Source organism: Streptomyces sp. NPDC054863 (genome assembly GCF_053610825.1).
In genome coordinates this window covers 1-14,655 of the sequence record NZ_JBSGZD010000198.1, presented here as the reverse complement: position 1 = coordinate 14,655, position 14,655 = coordinate 1, and the positions used below count along the sequence as shown (strand labels likewise).

Here is a 14,655-nt window from a genome sequence, read left to right as displayed (position 1 = left end):
GGCCGGCGTCGCCCATCGGGCCGCCGATCTCGAAACGCCCCGTCGGGTTGACGAGGAGGCGGTAGCCCTCGGTGTCCAGCTTGATGCCGTCCTCGACGAGCTGCTTGAGGACGTGCTCGACGACGAACTCGCGGATGTCGGGCGCGAGGAGGGACTCCAGGTCGATGTCCGACGCGTGCTGCGAGGAGACGACGACCGTGTCGAGGCGGACGGCCTTGTCGCCGTCGTACTCGATGGTGACCTGGGTCTTGCCGTCGGGGCGCAGGTACGGGATCGTCCCGTTCTTGCGGACCTCGGACAGACGGCGCGACAGGCGGTGCGCGAGGTGGATCGGGAGCGGCATCAGCTCCGGGGTCTCGTCGCACGCGTAGCCGAACATCAGGCCCTGGTCGCCCGCGCCCTGCTTGTCGAGCTCGTCCTCGTCGCCCTCGACCCGCTTCTCGTACGCGGTGTCGACGCCCTGCGCGATGTCCGGGGACTGCGCGCCGATGGACACCGAGACGCCACAGGAGGCGCCGTCGAAGCCCTTCTTCGAGGAGTCGTAGCCGATGTCGAGGATCTTCTCGCGCACGAGCTGCGCGATCGGCGCGTACGCCTTCGTGGTGACCTCACCCGCGACGTGCACGAGGCCCGTCGTGATCAGGGTCTCCACGGCGACCCGGGATGTCGGGTCCTCCCGCAGGAGCGCGTCGAGGATCGTGTCGCTGATCTGGTCAGCGATCTTGTCGGGGTGGCCCTCGGTCACAGACTCCGAGGTGAAGAGACGACGGGACACAACGCTCCCTGGGGTTGCAGCGGCTGCTGGCTGATCATTGGTGAATCGGCCGGGAGCTGCGCCCGGCGTCGATCCGCTTCCACTTTATCGGTCGCTCTTGCCTGCTGGACCACGTGTCTCACCGAATTGCCGGTGTGTGATCCGCGGCACTGCATTGTGCAGTACGGAAAGTGAGCGACGCCAGGGGTAAAAAATCCCGTCTTGACGGGATTCCTTACCCTCAAATCAACTGAAAAGGGCCGAGAACGATCTACCTGAGCCGAGGGACAATCAAGTCCCACACGACGTCGGCGAGAGTTTCCTTCGGCCCGTACGGCACCGGGGTCTCCGCCCCGTCCGCGGCGAGCACGACCGCTTCGTTCTCCTCGGAACCGAAGGTCTTGCGCTCTCCCACCTCATTGACGACGAGCAGGTCACAGCCCTTGCGCAGGAGCTTCTTGCGCCCGTTGGCGAGTACGTCGTCGGTCTCGGCGGCGAATCCGACGACGACCTGTCCCGGGCGCAGCCGCTCCCCGGTACCGCCGCCCGCGACCTCGGCGAGGATGTCCGGATTGCGGACCAGCGCGACCGGCGCGGGTTCCTCGCCGTCCTTCTTCTTGATCTTGCCTGTGGCGTACGTCTCGGGGCGGAAGTCCGCGACGGCGGCCGCCATCACCACCGCGTCGGCGTCCGCCGCGGCCTTGAGGACGGCTTCCCGCAGCTGCACGGCGGTCCCGACGCGCACGATGTCGGCGCCGGCCGGGTCGGGCAGACCGGTGTTCGCCTCGATGAGCGTGACGCGGGCGCCACGGGCGAGGGCGGTGCGCGCGAGGGCGTACCCCTGCTTTCCGGAGGAACGGTTGCCCAGGTAGCGGACCGGGTCCAGCGGCTCGCGGGTGCCGCCCGCGCTGATGACCACGTGGCGGCCGGAGAGGTCGGCCTCGCCCACCCCGCGCGCCAGCACCCTGCGGCACGTCTCGAAGATCTCGACCGGGTCGGGGAAGCGCCCCTTGCCGGTGTCGACGCCGGTCAGGCGGCCGACGGCGGGCTCCAGGACGACGGCGCCCCGGCGGCGCAGCGTCGCCACGTTCTCCTGGGTGGCCGGGTGCTCCCACATCTCGGTGTGCATCGCGGGGGCGAAGAGCACCGGACAGCGGGCGGTGAGGAGCGTGTTGGTGAGGAGGTCGTCGGCGAGGCCGTGCGCCGCCTTGGCGAGCATGTCGGCGGTGGCCGGGGCGACGACGACGAGGTCGGCGTGCTGGCCGATGCGTACGTGCGGAACCTCGTGGACGGAGTCCCAGACCTCGGTGGAGACCGGGTTGCCGGACAGCGCCGACCAGGTGGCCGCGCCCACGAAGTGCAGCGACGCCTCGGTCGGTACGACCCGTACGTCATGGCCGGACTCGGTCAGCCGACGCAGCAGCTCGCACGCCTTGTAGGCGGCGATGCCCCCGCTGACTCCCAGGACGACCTTCGGCTTGACCTGCTTCTCCACGGTTGGGGCTCCCCGCGCTCAATGGATTCGTACGGACCCATCACACACCACAGGCCCGACGGACGAGCCGTCGGGCCTGTGGTGAAGGTGCTGAAACGCTTACTGCGCCGGGCCCTCAATGGCCTCCGACGTCAGCAGACCCGCGTTGATCTCACGCAGGGCGATCGAGAGCGGCTTCTCGTGGACGTGGGTGTCCACCAGCGGACCGACGTACTCCAGCAGGCCTTCGCCGAGCTGGGAGTAGTACGCGTTGATCTGACGCGCGCGCTTGGCCGCGTAGATCACGAGGCTGTACTTGGAGTCCGTAGCCTCAAGCAGCTCATCGATCGGCGGGTTGATGATGCCCTCGGGCGTGGAAATGGAAGAGGACACGCTCTACCTTCCGAAAACTTCCGGGATACCCGGCTTCCCGGACTTACCGGTCTTCTGGGGCGCCCGAAAAAATGGACAAAGATCAGACAACTTCCATCAACGTTAGCAGCTCACGTGCTACGTCCTCGACGGAGGTGTTGACAAGGGTGGTGTCGAACTCGGCCTCGGCGGCGAGTTCGATCTTGGCGGCGGCCAGTCGTCGCTCGATGACCTCGGGCGACTCGGTGCCGCGGCCGGTGAGGCGGCGGACCAGTTCGTCCCAGCTCGGCGGGGCGAGGAAGACCAGTTGGGAGTCGGCCTGCGACTCCTTGACCTGGCGTGCGCCCTGGAGGTCGATCTCCAGGAGCACGAGTTCGCCCGCCTCCAGACGCTTGGAGACGGCCTCGCGCGGGGTGCCGTAGCGGTTGCCCGCGAACTCGGCCCACTCCAGCAGTTCGCCGTTGGCGATCAGCTTGTCGAACTCCTCGTCCGTGACGAAGAAGTACTGGACACCGTTGCGCTCGCCGGGACGCGGCTTGCGGGTGGTGGCCGAGACGGAGAGCCAGACCTCGGGGTGGACCTTGCGCATGTGCGACACGACCGTGCTCTTACCGACCCCGGAGGGGCCGGAGAGCACGGTCAGCCGCGGACGTACGTCCGGGGGTGCGGGGGACGTCCCCCGGGATGTTGCAGCCATGGAGCGATTATTCCAGCTTCCCGGGGGTGCCGGGAACGCCGGACCTCCGACGGGGGCGCTCAGGCAGCGCTGCCGCCGAATTCACGCTCCAGGGATGCGATCTGGTTGGAGCCGAGACCACGCACCCGGCGGCTCTCGGAAATGCCGAGCCGCTCCATGATCTGCTTGGCGCGGACCTTGCCCACGCCGGGCAGGGACTCCAGGAGGGCGGAGACCTTCATCTTCCCGATGACGTCGTTCTCCTGGCCCTGCTTGATGACCTCGTGGAGGGAAGCGCCGGAGTGCTTGAGTCGATTCTTGACCTCGGCCCGCTCCCGGCGAGCCGCGGCGGCCTTTTCGAGCGCGGCTGCGCGCTGTTCAGGGGTAAGGGGCGGAAGAGCCACGCCTACGTCACCTCGGATGTCGAACTGTCGGATACGGACCGGTGCGGAAGCCGATGGCTCCGCACTCGGTGAGCGGCACACGGTGGAGCTGTGTGTTTGCTCTCGTCGGAGACTAGCGGGCATGGCCGCTCCCGTCAGTGAGAACGGACTAAAAGTCCTGGTCAGCCTCAGACGAGCGGGACATTTACCCCATAACACCCTGGATTTGGGTCAGGAATTCGTCAACATCACGCCCCGGCCGCTCCCGGCCGGGTGTTCACGCTCCCGAAACGGCCTCGCGCACCTCGTCCGCGAAGCGCTGGGCCGAGTCCCGCAGTCCGGCGCGGTCGGGTCCGTGGCGCAGTACGCCCCGGCTGACGCTCGGTACGACGTTGCCGACCGCGGAACCGAAGACTCCGGGAAGGTCGGCCGGCGTCGCGCCCTGCGCGCCGATGCCGGGGGCGAGCAGCGGGCCGTTGATCGCGAGGTTCGCGCCCGCGTCGCCGAGGGTCGCGCCGACGACCGCGCCGACGGAGCCCATCGGGTCGGCGCCCGCGTTCTCGGCGGCCATGTGGTCGAGCATCAGCTGGGCGAGGGAGCGGCCGTCGGCCGCCGTGGCGCGCTGGACCTCGGCGCCCTCCGGGTTGGAGGTGAGGGCGAGGACGAAGACTCCGGCCCCGTTCTCCCTGGCGAGGTCGAGCGCGGGGCGCAGCGAGCCGAAGCCGAGGTACGGGGAGACGGTGACCGCGTCGGAGAAGAGCGGGGAGGCGGGGTCGAGGTAGGTGGCGGCGTACGCGCCCATGGTGGAGCCGATGTCGCCGCGCTTGGCGTCCATCAGGACCAGGGCCCCGGCGGCCCTGGCCTCCTCGACGGCCTTCTCCAGTACGGCGATGCCGCGCGAGCCGAACCGCTCGAAGAACGCGGACTGCGGCTTGAGGACGGCCACCCGGTCGGCGAGCGCCTCCACGACGGTGCGCGTGAAGCTCTCCAGTCCCTGGATGTCGTCGCCCAGGCCCCAGGCGTTCAGGAGCGAGGCGTGCGGGTCGATGCCGACGCAGAGGGGGCCGCGGGTGTCCATGGCGCTGCGGAGCCGGGTGCCGAAGGGGATCACAGTCATGCGGCGGCCTTCCTGGTGTCTGCGCCGACGGCCTCGGCGAGGGTCTTGTACGGGCTGCTCGCGAGGCGCGCGGCCAGGCCCTGGTGGATCGCGCGGGCGTAGAACGGGCCTTCGTAGATGAAGGCGCTGTAGCCCTGGACGAGGGTGGCGCCGGCGAGGATGCGCTGCCAGGCGTCCTCGGCGTTCTCGATGCCGCCCACCCCGACGAGGGTGAGTTCGTCGCCCACGCGGGCGTACAGACGGCGCAGGACCTCCAGGGAGCGCGCCTTGACGGGGGCGCCGGAGAGGCCGCCGGTCTCCCGGTAGAGGTCCGGGGAGGACTTCAGCCCGAGGGACTCGCGGGCGATGGTGGTGTTGGTGGCGATGATGCCGTCCAGGCCGAGCTCCAGGGCCAGGTCGGCGACGGCGTCGACGTCCTCGTCCGCGAGGTCCGGGGCGATCTTGACCAGGAGCGGGACGCGGCGGCCGGTGACGGTGCGGTCGGCGGCCTCCCGTACGGCGGTGAGGAGCGGACGCAGCGACTCCGTGGCCTGGAGGTTGCGCAGGCCCGGGGTGTTCGGCGAGGACACGTTGACGACGAGGTAGTCCGCGTGGGCGGCGAGGCGCTCGGTGGAGGTGACGTAGTCGCCGACCGCTTCTTCCTCCGGGACCACCTTGGTCTTGCCGATGTTGACGCCGACCGTTCCCTTGAAGACGGGGTTACGGGCCGCCAGGCGGGCGGCCACGGCCTCGGAGCCCTCGTTGTTGAAGCCCATGCGGTTGATGAGCGCGCGGTCCGCGACGAGGCGGAAGAGGCGCTTCTTGGGGTTGCCGGGCTGCGGCTGGGCGGTGACGGTGCCGATCTCGATGTGGTCGAAGCCGAGCATCGTCATGCCGTCGATGGCGACGGCGTTCTTGTCGAAGCCGGCGGCGAGGCCGAACGGGCCGTGCATGCGCAGGCCGAGGGCCTCGGTGCGCAGCTCCTTGTACCGGGGCGCGAGGACGGCGGCGACGAAGGTGCGCAGGACGGGCACGCGGGCGGCCAGCCGGATCCAGCGGAAGGCCAGGTGGTGGGCCTTCTCGGGGTCCATCCGCTGGAAGACGAGGCGGAAGAGCAACTTGTACATGGGTGACTGCCTTCGGGAAGTACGGGTGGGCTCGCGAAGAGGGGGACACCGTTTCCGGTGTCCCCCTCGTTCTCAGCTGTCCTCGCGGGCCGCGGTCAGATGCTCCGCGTGTTCCTGGAGTGAACGGACCCCGACATCACCGCGGTTGAGCGCGTCGATGCCCTGCACGGCGGCGGCGAGCGCCTGGACCGTGGTGAGGCAGGGCACGGAGCGGGACACCGCAGCCGTACGGATCTCGTAGCCGTCGAGGCGGCCGCCCGTGCCGTACGGGGTGTTGATGATGAGGTCGACCTCACCGTCGTGGATGAGCTGGACGATGGTCTTCTCGCCGTTCGGACCCTCGCCCTCGGACTGCTTGCGCACGACGGTGGCGTTGATGCCGTTGCGCTTCAGCACCTCCGCCGTGCCCGAGGTGGCCAGCAGCTCGAAGCCGTGGGCGACGAGTTCACGTGCCGGGAAGATCATCGAGCGCTTGTCGCGGTTGGCGACCGAGATGAAGGTGCGGCCCTTCGTCGGCAGCGGACCGTACGCGCCGGCCTGCGACTTGGCGTACGCCGTGCCGAAGACCGAGTCGATGCCCATAACTTCGCCGGTGGAGCGCATCTCCGGACCGAGGACCGTGTCGACGCCGCGTCCGTGCATGTCGCGGAAGCGGCTCCACGGCATCACGGCCTCCTTGACGGAGATCGGTGCGTCGGGCGGCAGTGTGCCGCCGTCGCCGGTCTTCGGCAGCATGCCCTCGGCGCGCAGTTCGGCGACGGTGGCGCCCAGCGAGATGCGGGCGGCGGCCTTCGCGAGCGGCACCGCGGTCGCCTTCGAGGTGAAGGGGACGGTGCGCGAGGCGCGCGGGTTCGCTTCGAGGACGTACAGGATGTCCCCGGCCATGGCGAACTGGATGTTGATCAGTCCGCGGACGCCGACGCCCTTGGCGATGGCCTCCGTCGAGATCCGCAGGCGCTTTATGTCGTGGCCGCCGAGGGTGATCGGGGGCAGCGCGCAGGCGGAGTCGCCGGAGTGGATGCCGGCTTCCTCGATGTGCTCCATGACGCCGCCGAGGTAGAGCTCGGTGCCGTCGTAGAGGGCGTCGACGTCGATCTCGATGGCGTCGTCGAGGAAACGGTCGACGAGGACCGGCCGCGAGGGGCTGATCTCGGTCGACTCCTCGATGTAGGAGGAGAGGCGGGTCTCGTCGTAGACGATCTCCATGCCCCGGCCGCCGAGCACGTACGACGGGCGTACGAGGACGGGGTAGCCGATCTCGTCGGCGATGGCCTTGGCCTCGGAGAAGGTCGTCGCGGTGCCGTGCTTGGGGGCGGGCAGGCCCGCCTCGGCGAGCACCCGGCCGAACGCGCCGCGGTCCTCGGCGGCGTGGATGGCCTCGGGCGGTGTGCCGACGACGGGGACGCCGTTGTCCTTGAGCGCCTGGGCGAGACCGAGGGGGGTCTGGCCGCCGAGCTGGACGATGACACCGGCGATCGGGCCCGCGAGGGACTCCGCGTGCACGATCTCCAGCACGTCTTCGAGCGTGAGCGGCTCGAAGTACAGGCGGTCGGAGGTGTCGTAGTCCGTGGAGACGGTCTCCGGGTTGCAGTTGACCATCACGGTCTCGTAGCCCGCGTCGCTCAGCGCGAAGGAGGCGTGGACGCAGGAGTAGTCGAACTCGATGCCCTGGCCGATGCGGTTCGGGCCGGAGCCCAGGATGATCACGGCGGGCTTCTCGCGCGGCGCGACCTCGCTCTCCTCGTCGTACGAGGAGTAGAAGTACGGCGTCCTGGCGGCGAACTCGGCGGCGCAGGTGTCGACCGTCTTGTAGACCGGGCGGACCCCGAGCGCGTGCCTGACCTCTCGGACGACGTCCTCACGCAGGCCGCGGATCTCGGCGATCTGGACGTCCGAGAAGCCGTGCCGCTTTGCTTCCGCGAGCAGGTCGGGGTCGAGCTTGTCGGCTGCCGCGAGCTCGTCCGCGTACTCCTTGATCAGGAACAGCTGGTCGACGAACCAGGGGTCGATCTTCGTGGCGTCGAAGATCTCCTCCTGGGTGGCGCCGGCCCGGATGGCCTGCATGACGGTGTTGATGCGGCCGTCGGTGGGGACCTTGGAGATCTCCAGGAGTTCGGCCTTGTCGCCGATCTCGCCGACGAAGGTGAACTGCGAGCCCTTCTTCTCCAGCGAGCGCAGCGCCTTGTTGAGCGCCTCGGTGAAGTTGCGGCCGATCGCCATGGCCTCGCCCACCGACTTCATGGTGGTGGTGAGGGTGGCGTCGGCGGCCGGGAACTTCTCGAAGGCGAAGCGCGGGACCTTGACGACGACGTAGTCGAGGGAGGGCTCGAAGGAGGCCGGGGTCTTCTCGGTGATGTCGTTCGGGATCTCGTCCAGCGTGTAGCCGACGGCGAGACGGGCAGCGATCTTCGCGATCGGGAAGCCGGTCGCCTTCGACGCCAGGGCGGACGAACGGGACACGCGCGGGTTCATCTCGATGACGATGATCCGGCCGTCGGTCGGGTCGATCGCGAACTGGATGTTGCAGCCGCCGGTGTCGACGCCGACCTCGCGGATGATCGCGATGCCGATGTCGCGGAGCCGCTGGTACTCGCGGTCGGTCAGCGTCATCGCCGGGGCGACGGTGATGGAGTCGCCGGTGTGGACGCCCATCGGGTCGAAGTTCTCGATGGAGCAGACGACCACGACGTTGTCGTGCTTGTCGCGCATCAGCTCCAGCTCGTACTCCTTCCAGCCGAGGATGGACTCCTCCAGGAGCACCTCGGTGGTCGGGGAGAGCGTGAGGCCCTGGCCCGCGATGCGGCGCAGCTCCTCCTCGTCGTGCGCGAAGCCGGAGCCCGCGCCGCCCATGGTGAAGGAGGGGCGGACGACGACGGGGTAGCCGCCGAGGGTGTCGACGCCCGCGATGACGTCGTCCATCGTGTGGCAGATGACCGAGCGGGCGGACTCGCCGTAGCCGATCTTGGCCTTGACTGCCTCGACGACGCCCTTGAAGAGCTCGCGGTCCTCGCCCTTGTTGATGGCCTCGACGTTGGCGCCGATCAGCTCCACGCCGTACTTCTCCAGCACACCCTGCTCGTGCATGGAGATCGCGGTGTTGAGCGCGGTCTGGCCGCCGAGGGTCGGGAGCAGCGCGTCGGGGCGCTCCTTCGCGATGATCTTCTCGACGTACTCCGGGGTGATCGGCTCGACGTAGGTGGCGTCGGCGATCTCCGGGTCGGTCATGATCGTCGCCGGGTTGGAGTTGACCAGGATGACCCGCAGGCCCTCGGCCTTGAGGATGCGGCAGGCCTGGGTGCCGGAGTAGTCGAACTCCGCGGCCTGGCCGATGACGATCGGTCCTGAACCGATGACCAGGACGGACTGGATATCGGTGCGCTTAGGCACGCGGGCCCTCCATGAGAGTGACGAAGCGGTCGAACAGGTACGCGGCGTCGTGCGGACCCGCTGCTGCCTCGGGGTGGTACTGGACGCTGAAGGCCGGCTGGTCGAGGAGCTGGAGGCCCTCCACCACGTTGTCGTTGAGGCACACGTGGGAGACCTCGGCGCGGCCGTAGGGGGTGTCGGAGACCTTGTCGAGCGGTGCGTCGACGGCGAATCCGTGGTTGTGCGCGGTGACCTCGACCTTGCCCGTGGTGCGGTCCTGCACGGGCTGGTTGATGCCGCGGTGGCCGTACTTCAGCTTGTACGTGCCGAAGCCCAGCGCGCGGCCGAGGATCTGGTTGCCGAAGCAGATGCCGAAGAGCGGGGTCCTGCGTTCGAGGACCGCCTTGATGACGGTCAGGTCCACGGTCGACGGGTCGCCCGGGCCGTTGGAGAGGAAGACGCCGTCGGGGTTCACGGCGTACAGGTCCTCGGCGCTCGCCGTGGCGGGCATCACGTGGACCTCGATGCCGCGCTCGGCCATCAGGCGGGGGGTCATGCCCTTGATGCCGAGGTCGATGGCGGCGACGGTGAAGCGCTTCTCACCGACCGCGGGGACGACGTACGTCTCCTTGGTGGCGACCTCCGCGGACAGGTCGGCGCCCTTCATCTGGGGGGCCTCCAGCACGCGGGCCAGCAGTGTGGCCTCGTCGGCCAGTGCCTCGCCGGAGAAGACGCCGACGCGCATGGCGCCGCGCTCGCGCAGGTGGCGGGTGAGCGCCCGGGTGTCGATGCCGGAGATCCCGACGACGCCCTGCTCGACCAGCTCGTCGTCCAGGGAGCGCTGCGCGCGCCAGTTGGACGGGACGCGGGCGGGGTCGCGGACGACGTAGCCCGCCACCCAGATCTTCGCCGACTCGTCGTCCTCGTCGTTGACGCCGGTGTTGCCCACGTGCGGGGCGGTCATCACGACGACCTGACGGTGGTACGAGGGATCGGTGAGGGTCTCCTGGTAGCCGGTCATGCCGGTGTTGAACACCGCCTCGCCGAAGGTCTCCCCCACGGCCCCGTAGGCACGGCCGCGGAAGCTGCGGCCGTCCTCCAGGACGAGTACGGCGGGAGCCTTGCCGGCTCCCCGGGTGGAGATCGTCATCGTGCGGTGCCTTCCGTAGTGCTGACTGTGTTCATGGAGTTGATGGCCTCGACCCAGGCCGCGTGCTCGGCCGCCGAGTCGGAGCGGAAGCCTGAGTCGAGTCGCTTGCCGCCGTGCTCCCAGGTGACGACCAGCAGGCCGCCCTCCGCGAGGACCTTGCCCGCGATGCCCTTGTCGAGGCGGGCCTCGACGAGCTGCGCGGCCGGGACGAAGAAGTCGTCCGCCCCGGGGCGTACGACCACCAGGCCCTGGTCGGTCAGGGTGAGCTCGGCCCGGCTGCGCGTGCCCAGACCGTGGGCCACGATCCGGTCGAGCCACTGACCGGCGGTCGTGGAGCCGTGGTAGCGACCGCTCATCCTCAGCTTGGCCGCACCAGGCTCCGACGGCGATTCGGGGAGCTCGGGCAGGTCCGACTGGAGGGTGGCGCGCCACTTCCAGCCCTGGCGCATCAGCCAGTAGACGAGGGCGACGAAGAGTGCGAGGCCGACGACCCAGCCGATCCGCCCGGACCAGTTCGTCACCTCGGCCGACTTCTGCTCGGCCTCGGCTGCCAACGTAATGAGAGATGTCACGCGAGTTTCCCGTCCACGACCGTTGCCCGGCCCCGCAGGAAGGTGTGGGTGACGCGTCCCGGCAGCTCACGGCCCTCGTACGGGGTGTTGCGGCTGCGGGAGGCGAAGCCCGCGGGGTCCACCTGTCCACGGTAAGCGGCGTCGACCAGGGTCAGGTTCGCGGGCTCCCCCGCGGCGACCGGACGGCCGTGGCCCGCCAGGCGGCCGATGCCGGCCGGGGCGAAGGACATCCGGTCGGCGACGCCCGCCCAGTCGAGCAGTCCCGTCTCCACCATCGTCTGCTGGACGACGGACAGCGCGGTCTCCAGGCCCACCATGCCCATGGCGGCGGCGGCCCACTCGCAGTCCTTGTCCTCGTGCGGGTGCGGGGCGTGGTCGGTGGCGACGATGTCGATCGTGCCGTCGGCGAGCGCCTCGCGCAGCGCCATGACGTCCTTCTCGGTGCGCAGCGGCGGGTTCACCTTGTAGACCGGGTTGTACGAGCGGACCAGCTCGTCCGTGAGCAGCAGGTGGTGCGGCGTGACCTCCGCAGTCACGTCGATGCCGCGCGACTTGGCCCACCGTACGATCTCGACCGATCCCGCGGTCGACAGGTGGCAGATGTGCACCCGCGAGCCGACGTGCTCGGCGAGCAGCACGTCACGCGCGATGATCGATTCCTCGGCGACGGCGGGCCAGCCGCCGAGGCCGAGCTCCGAGGACACGGTGCCCTCGTTCATCTGGGCGCCCTCGGTGAGGCGGGGCTCCTGGGCGTGCTGGGCGACGACGCCGCCGAAGGCCTTCACGTACTCCAGCGCGCGCCGCATGATCACGGCGTCGTCCACGCACTTGCCGTCGTCGGAGAAGACCTTCACCCCGGCGGCCGAGTCGTGCATCGCGCCGAGTTCGGCGAGCTGCTTGCCCTCCAGGCCGACGGTGACGGCGCCGATGGGCTGCACGTCGCAGTAGCCGGATTCCTTGCCGAGCCGCCAGACCTGCTCGACGACACCGGCGGTGTCGGCGACCGGGAAGGTGTTGGCCATGGCGAAGACGGCGGTGTAACCGCCGGAGGCGGCGGCGCGGGTGCCGGTCAGCACGGTCTCGGAGTCCTCGCGGCCCGGCTCGCGCAGGTGGGTGTGCAGGTCGACGAGGCCCGGCAGCAGGATCTTGCCGTCGGCCTCGATCACCTCGGCGCCCTCGGCCCGGAGGCCGGTTCCGACCGCCTCGATGCTCTCGCCGTCGATCAGGACGTCCTGGACCTCGCCGCCCAGCACCTTCGCACCACGGATCAGGGTCTTGCTCATGGTTACTTGCTCTCCTCGGTACGAGTGTTGCTGGGGGCGGCGGATTCGTTCCCGCCCAGAAGCAGATAGAGGACGGCCATCCGCACGGAGACCCCGTTGGCGACCTGCTCGATGACCGTGCACCGGTCGGAGTCGGCGACCTCGGCGGTGATCTCCATGCCGCGGACCATCGGGCCGGGGTGCATGACGATGGCGTGCTCGGGCATCTTCGCCATCCGCTCGCCGTTCAGCCCGTACCGCCGCGAGTACTCGCGCTCGGTGGGGAAGAAGGCCGCGTTCATGCGCTCGCGCTGGACGCGGAGCATCATCACCGCGTCGGACTTGGCGAGCACGCTGTCGATGTCGTACGAGACGTGGGCGGGCCAGTGCTCGACGCCGATCGGCAGCAGGGTGGGCGGCGCGACGAGGGTGACCTCGGCGCCGAGGGTGTGCAGCAGGTCGACGTTGGAGCGGGCGACCCGGCTGTGCAGCACGTCGCCGACCAGCGTGATCCGCTTGCCCTCCAGGTCCTGGCCGAGCCCTGCGTCCCGGCCGACCAGCCGCCGCCGCATCGTGAAGGCGTCGAGCAGCGCCTGCGTGGGGTGCTGGTGCGTGCCGTCGCCGGCGTTGATGACGGTCGCGTCGATCCAGTCGGAGGTCGCGAGGCGGTACGGGGCGCCGCTCGCGCCGTGCCGGATGACGACGGCGTCGACGCCCATCGCCTCCAGCGTCTGCGCGGTGTCCTTCAAGGACTCGCCCTTGGATACGGACGACCCCTTGGCGGTGAAGTTGATGACGTCGGCGGACAGCCGCTTCTCGGCCGCCTCGAAGGAGATCCGGGTCCGCGTCGAGTCCTCGAAGAAGAGGTTGACGACGGTCCGGCCGCGCAGGGTGGGCAGCTTCTTTATCGGCCGGTCCGCGACCCGGGCCATCTCCTCGGCGGTGTCGAGGATCAGGACGGCGTCGTCGCGGGTGAGGTCGGCGGCCGAGATGAGGTGGCGCATCATCTTGGGTTCTCTCCAGGTGTACGGAGGTGAGGAAGGCGTACGAGCAGGCAGCAGCATCCGTACGACCCGGATCACGGGCCGCACGGAGGAGGGGGAGCTACTTGCTCTCGGCCGGGGCGGTCTGCTGGAGGCCGAGCAGCACGGTGTCGCGACCGTCCTCCTCGGCCAGCAGGACCTTGACCGTCTCCCGCAGCGACGTGGGGAGGTTCTTGCCGACGTAGTCGGCACGGATCGGCAGTTCGCGGTGGCCGCGGTCGACGAGGACCGCGAGCTGGACCGCGCGCGGGCGGCCGAGGTCGCCCAGTGCGTCGAGGGCGGCGCGGATGGTCCGGCCGGAGAAGAGCACGTCGTCGACGAGGACGACCAGGCGTCCTTCGAGGCCGTCACCGGGGATTTCCGTACGGGCCAGGGCGCGCGCGGGGCGCATCCGCAGGTCGTCGCGGTACATGGTGATGTCGAGGGAGCCGACCGGCATCGGGCGGCCGGTGATCTCTTCGAGCTTGGCGGCGAGCCTGCGGGCGAGGAAAACACCGCGGGTCGGAATGCCGAGGAGAACCACGTCGTCGGCGCCCTTGGCGCGTTCGACGATTTCGTGCGCGATACGGGTCAGAACCCGTGCGATGTCGGGGCCTTCGAGAACGGCCCGCGCTCCATCTGAATTGCCGGTATTGCCCGTGCTTGCAATGTCGCTGGTGTCCATAATGAAACGGACCTCCTTCTCCGCCTCACAGGACGGTTCTTAAAGGACGTCGGATGTACGTGTTCCACGGTACCAGGGGGCTCGGATCCCTTCTCTCCCGGGGCTCCCACCCGTTCGGCTTGACGCATCCAAGTAACGCTGCGTAACCTCACAGTGAGTTACCAGCCACGCGGCGGAGCCGCAATGTTCCAGCGTCCGGGGAGCTTTATGTCCAGCGAATACGCCAAGCAGCTCGGGGCCAAGCTCCGGGCGATCCGCACCCAGCAGGGCCTTTCCCTCCACGGTGTCGAGGAGAAGTCCCAGGGCCGTTGGAAGGCGGTCGTGGTGGGTTCGTACGAGCGCGGCGACCGTGCCGTGACCGTGCAGCGCCTCGCCGAGCTGGCGGACTTCTACGGGGTCCCCGTGCAGGAACTCCTGCCCGGTACGACGCCCGGCGGGGCCGCCGAGCCGCCGCCGAAGCTCCGTCTCGACCTGGAGCGTCTCGCGCACGTTCCTGCGGAGAAGGCCGGCCCGCTCCAGCGGTACGCGGCCACGATCCAGTCGCAGCGCGGCGACTACAACGGCAAGGTGCTGTCGATCCGTCAGGACGACCTGCGCACCCTGGCCGTGATCTACGACCAGTCGCCGTCGGTCCTGACCGAACAGCTCATCAGCTGGGGCGTCCTGGACGCGGACGCGCGTCGCGCCGTCGGCCACGAAGAGATCTGATCCAGGCC

14 protein-coding genes are annotated in these 14,655 nt (G+C 69.5%); 1 reads left to right on the top strand and 13 read right to left on the bottom strand.

Annotation, left to right across the window (positions count from 1 at the left end; all coding sequences use genetic code 11):
• The 13 genes from metK to pyrR all read right to left on the bottom strand — a co-directional run.
• The coding region (gene metK / locus ACWGIG_RS27455) for a methionine adenosyltransferase (protein WP_453324355.1) at positions 1 to 775 on the bottom strand (775 nt) is incomplete at its 3' end.
• Between the two features lie 250 nt (positions 776 to 1,025).
• The gene (coaBC, locus tag ACWGIG_RS27450; RefSeq protein ID WP_453324354.1) at positions 1,026 to 2,249 is read right to left on the bottom strand and encodes a bifunctional phosphopantothenoylcysteine decarboxylase/phosphopantothenate--cysteine ligase CoaBC; all 1,224 of its coding nucleotides are present in this window, start codon (positions 2,247 to 2,249) and stop codon (positions 1,026 to 1,028) included.
• Between the two features lie 99 nt (positions 2,250 to 2,348).
• Positions 2,349 to 2,621: a DNA-directed RNA polymerase subunit omega gene (gene rpoZ / locus ACWGIG_RS27445; protein WP_028814064.1), complete on the bottom strand. Its 273-nt coding sequence runs from the start codon at positions 2,619 to 2,621 to the stop codon at positions 2,349 to 2,351.
• Positions 2,622 to 2,703: 82 nt separating this feature from the next.
• Positions 2,704 to 3,297: a guanylate kinase gene (gene gmk, locus ACWGIG_RS27440; protein ID WP_453324353.1), complete on the bottom strand. Its 594-nt coding sequence runs from the start codon at positions 3,295 to 3,297 to the stop codon at positions 2,704 to 2,706.
• Between the two features lie 59 nt (positions 3,298 to 3,356).
• Positions 3,357 to 3,680 (bottom strand): integration host factor, encoded by a 324-nt coding sequence (locus ACWGIG_RS27435; protein WP_014157387.1) that lies wholly within the window; start codon positions 3,678 to 3,680, stop codon positions 3,357 to 3,359.
• Positions 3,681 to 3,936: 256 nt separating this feature from the next.
• On the bottom strand, positions 3,937 to 4,776 hold the full coding sequence (gene pyrF, locus ACWGIG_RS27430; RefSeq protein ID WP_453324352.1) for an orotidine-5'-phosphate decarboxylase: 840 nt from the start codon (positions 4,774 to 4,776) through the stop codon (positions 3,937 to 3,939).
• Entirely contained in the window at positions 4,773 to 5,882 is a 1,110-nt protein-coding gene (locus ACWGIG_RS27425) for a quinone-dependent dihydroorotate dehydrogenase (protein ID WP_453324351.1), read from the bottom strand. The genes pyrF and ACWGIG_RS27425 overlap by 4 nt, the downstream gene beginning before the upstream one ends.
• Before the next feature lie 72 nt (positions 5,883 to 5,954).
• Entirely contained in the window at positions 5,955 to 9,269 is a 3,315-nt protein-coding gene (carB, locus tag ACWGIG_RS27420; protein WP_453324350.1) for a carbamoyl-phosphate synthase large subunit, read from the bottom strand.
• The gene (gene carA / locus ACWGIG_RS27415) at positions 9,262 to 10,398 is read right to left on the bottom strand and encodes a glutamine-hydrolyzing carbamoyl-phosphate synthase small subunit (RefSeq protein WP_453324349.1); all 1,137 of its coding nucleotides are present in this window, start codon (positions 10,396 to 10,398) and stop codon (positions 9,262 to 9,264) included. Before carA ends, carB begins: the two co-directional genes overlap by 8 nt.
• Complete coding sequence (locus tag ACWGIG_RS27410) at positions 10,395 to 10,970, bottom strand: PH-like domain-containing protein (RefSeq protein WP_453324348.1); 576 nt, start codon at positions 10,968 to 10,970, stop codon at positions 10,395 to 10,397. Before ACWGIG_RS27410 ends, carA begins: the two co-directional genes overlap by 4 nt.
• Positions 10,967 to 12,253, bottom strand: coding sequence for a dihydroorotase (locus tag ACWGIG_RS27405; RefSeq protein ID WP_453324347.1), 1,287 nt, complete (start codon positions 12,251 to 12,253; stop codon positions 10,967 to 10,969). The genes ACWGIG_RS27410 and ACWGIG_RS27405 overlap by 4 nt, the downstream gene beginning before the upstream one ends.
• A gap of 2 nt (positions 12,254 to 12,255) precedes the next feature.
• Complete coding sequence (locus tag ACWGIG_RS27400) at positions 12,256 to 13,239, bottom strand: aspartate carbamoyltransferase catalytic subunit (RefSeq protein WP_453324356.1); 984 nt, start codon at positions 13,237 to 13,239, stop codon at positions 12,256 to 12,258.
• A 97-nt stretch (positions 13,240 to 13,336) separates the two neighbouring features.
• The gene (gene pyrR, locus ACWGIG_RS27395; RefSeq protein ID WP_453324346.1) at positions 13,337 to 13,939 is read right to left on the bottom strand and encodes a bifunctional pyr operon transcriptional regulator/uracil phosphoribosyltransferase PyrR; all 603 of its coding nucleotides are present in this window, start codon (positions 13,937 to 13,939) and stop codon (positions 13,337 to 13,339) included.
• A gap of 207 nt (positions 13,940 to 14,146) precedes the next feature.
• Here pyrR and bldD point away from each other — a divergent pair, with 207 nt between their 5' ends.
• Positions 14,147 to 14,647, top strand: a complete 501-nt coding sequence (gene bldD / locus ACWGIG_RS27390) for a transcriptional regulator BldD (RefSeq protein ID WP_453324345.1) — start codon at positions 14,147 to 14,149, stop codon at positions 14,645 to 14,647.
• The last annotated feature ends 8 nt before the right edge of the window (positions 14,648 to 14,655 follow it).

What these genes read in the sequence shown, in the direction of transcription:
- pyrF (WP_453324352.1), bottom strand. Translation starts at nt 4,776, where the DNA reads ATGACTGTGATCCCCTTCGGCACCCGGCTCCGCAGCGCCATGGACACC.
- ACWGIG_RS27405 (WP_453324347.1), bottom strand. Translation starts at nt 12,253, where the DNA reads ATGAGCAAGACCCTGATCCGTGGTGCGAAGGTGCTGGGCGGCGAGGTC.
- ACWGIG_RS27400 (WP_453324356.1), bottom strand. Translation starts at nt 13,239, where the DNA reads ATGATGCGCCACCTCATCTCGGCCGCCGACCTCACCCGCGACGACGCC.
- bldD (WP_453324345.1), top strand. Translation starts at nt 14,147, where the DNA reads ATGTCCAGCGAATACGCCAAGCAGCTCGGGGCCAAGCTCCGGGCGATC.
- pyrR (WP_453324346.1), bottom strand. Translation starts at nt 13,939, where the DNA reads ATGGACACCAGCGACATTGCAAGCACGGGCAATACCGGCAATTCAGAT.
- carA (WP_453324349.1), bottom strand. Translation starts at nt 10,398, where the DNA reads ATGACGATCTCCACCCGGGGAGCCGGCAAGGCTCCCGCCGTACTCGTC.
- gmk (WP_453324353.1), bottom strand. Translation starts at nt 3,297, where the DNA reads ATGGCTGCAACATCCCGGGGGACGTCCCCCGCACCCCCGGACGTACGT.
- ACWGIG_RS27425 (WP_453324351.1), bottom strand. Translation starts at nt 5,882, where the DNA reads ATGTACAAGTTGCTCTTCCGCCTCGTCTTCCAGCGGATGGACCCCGAG.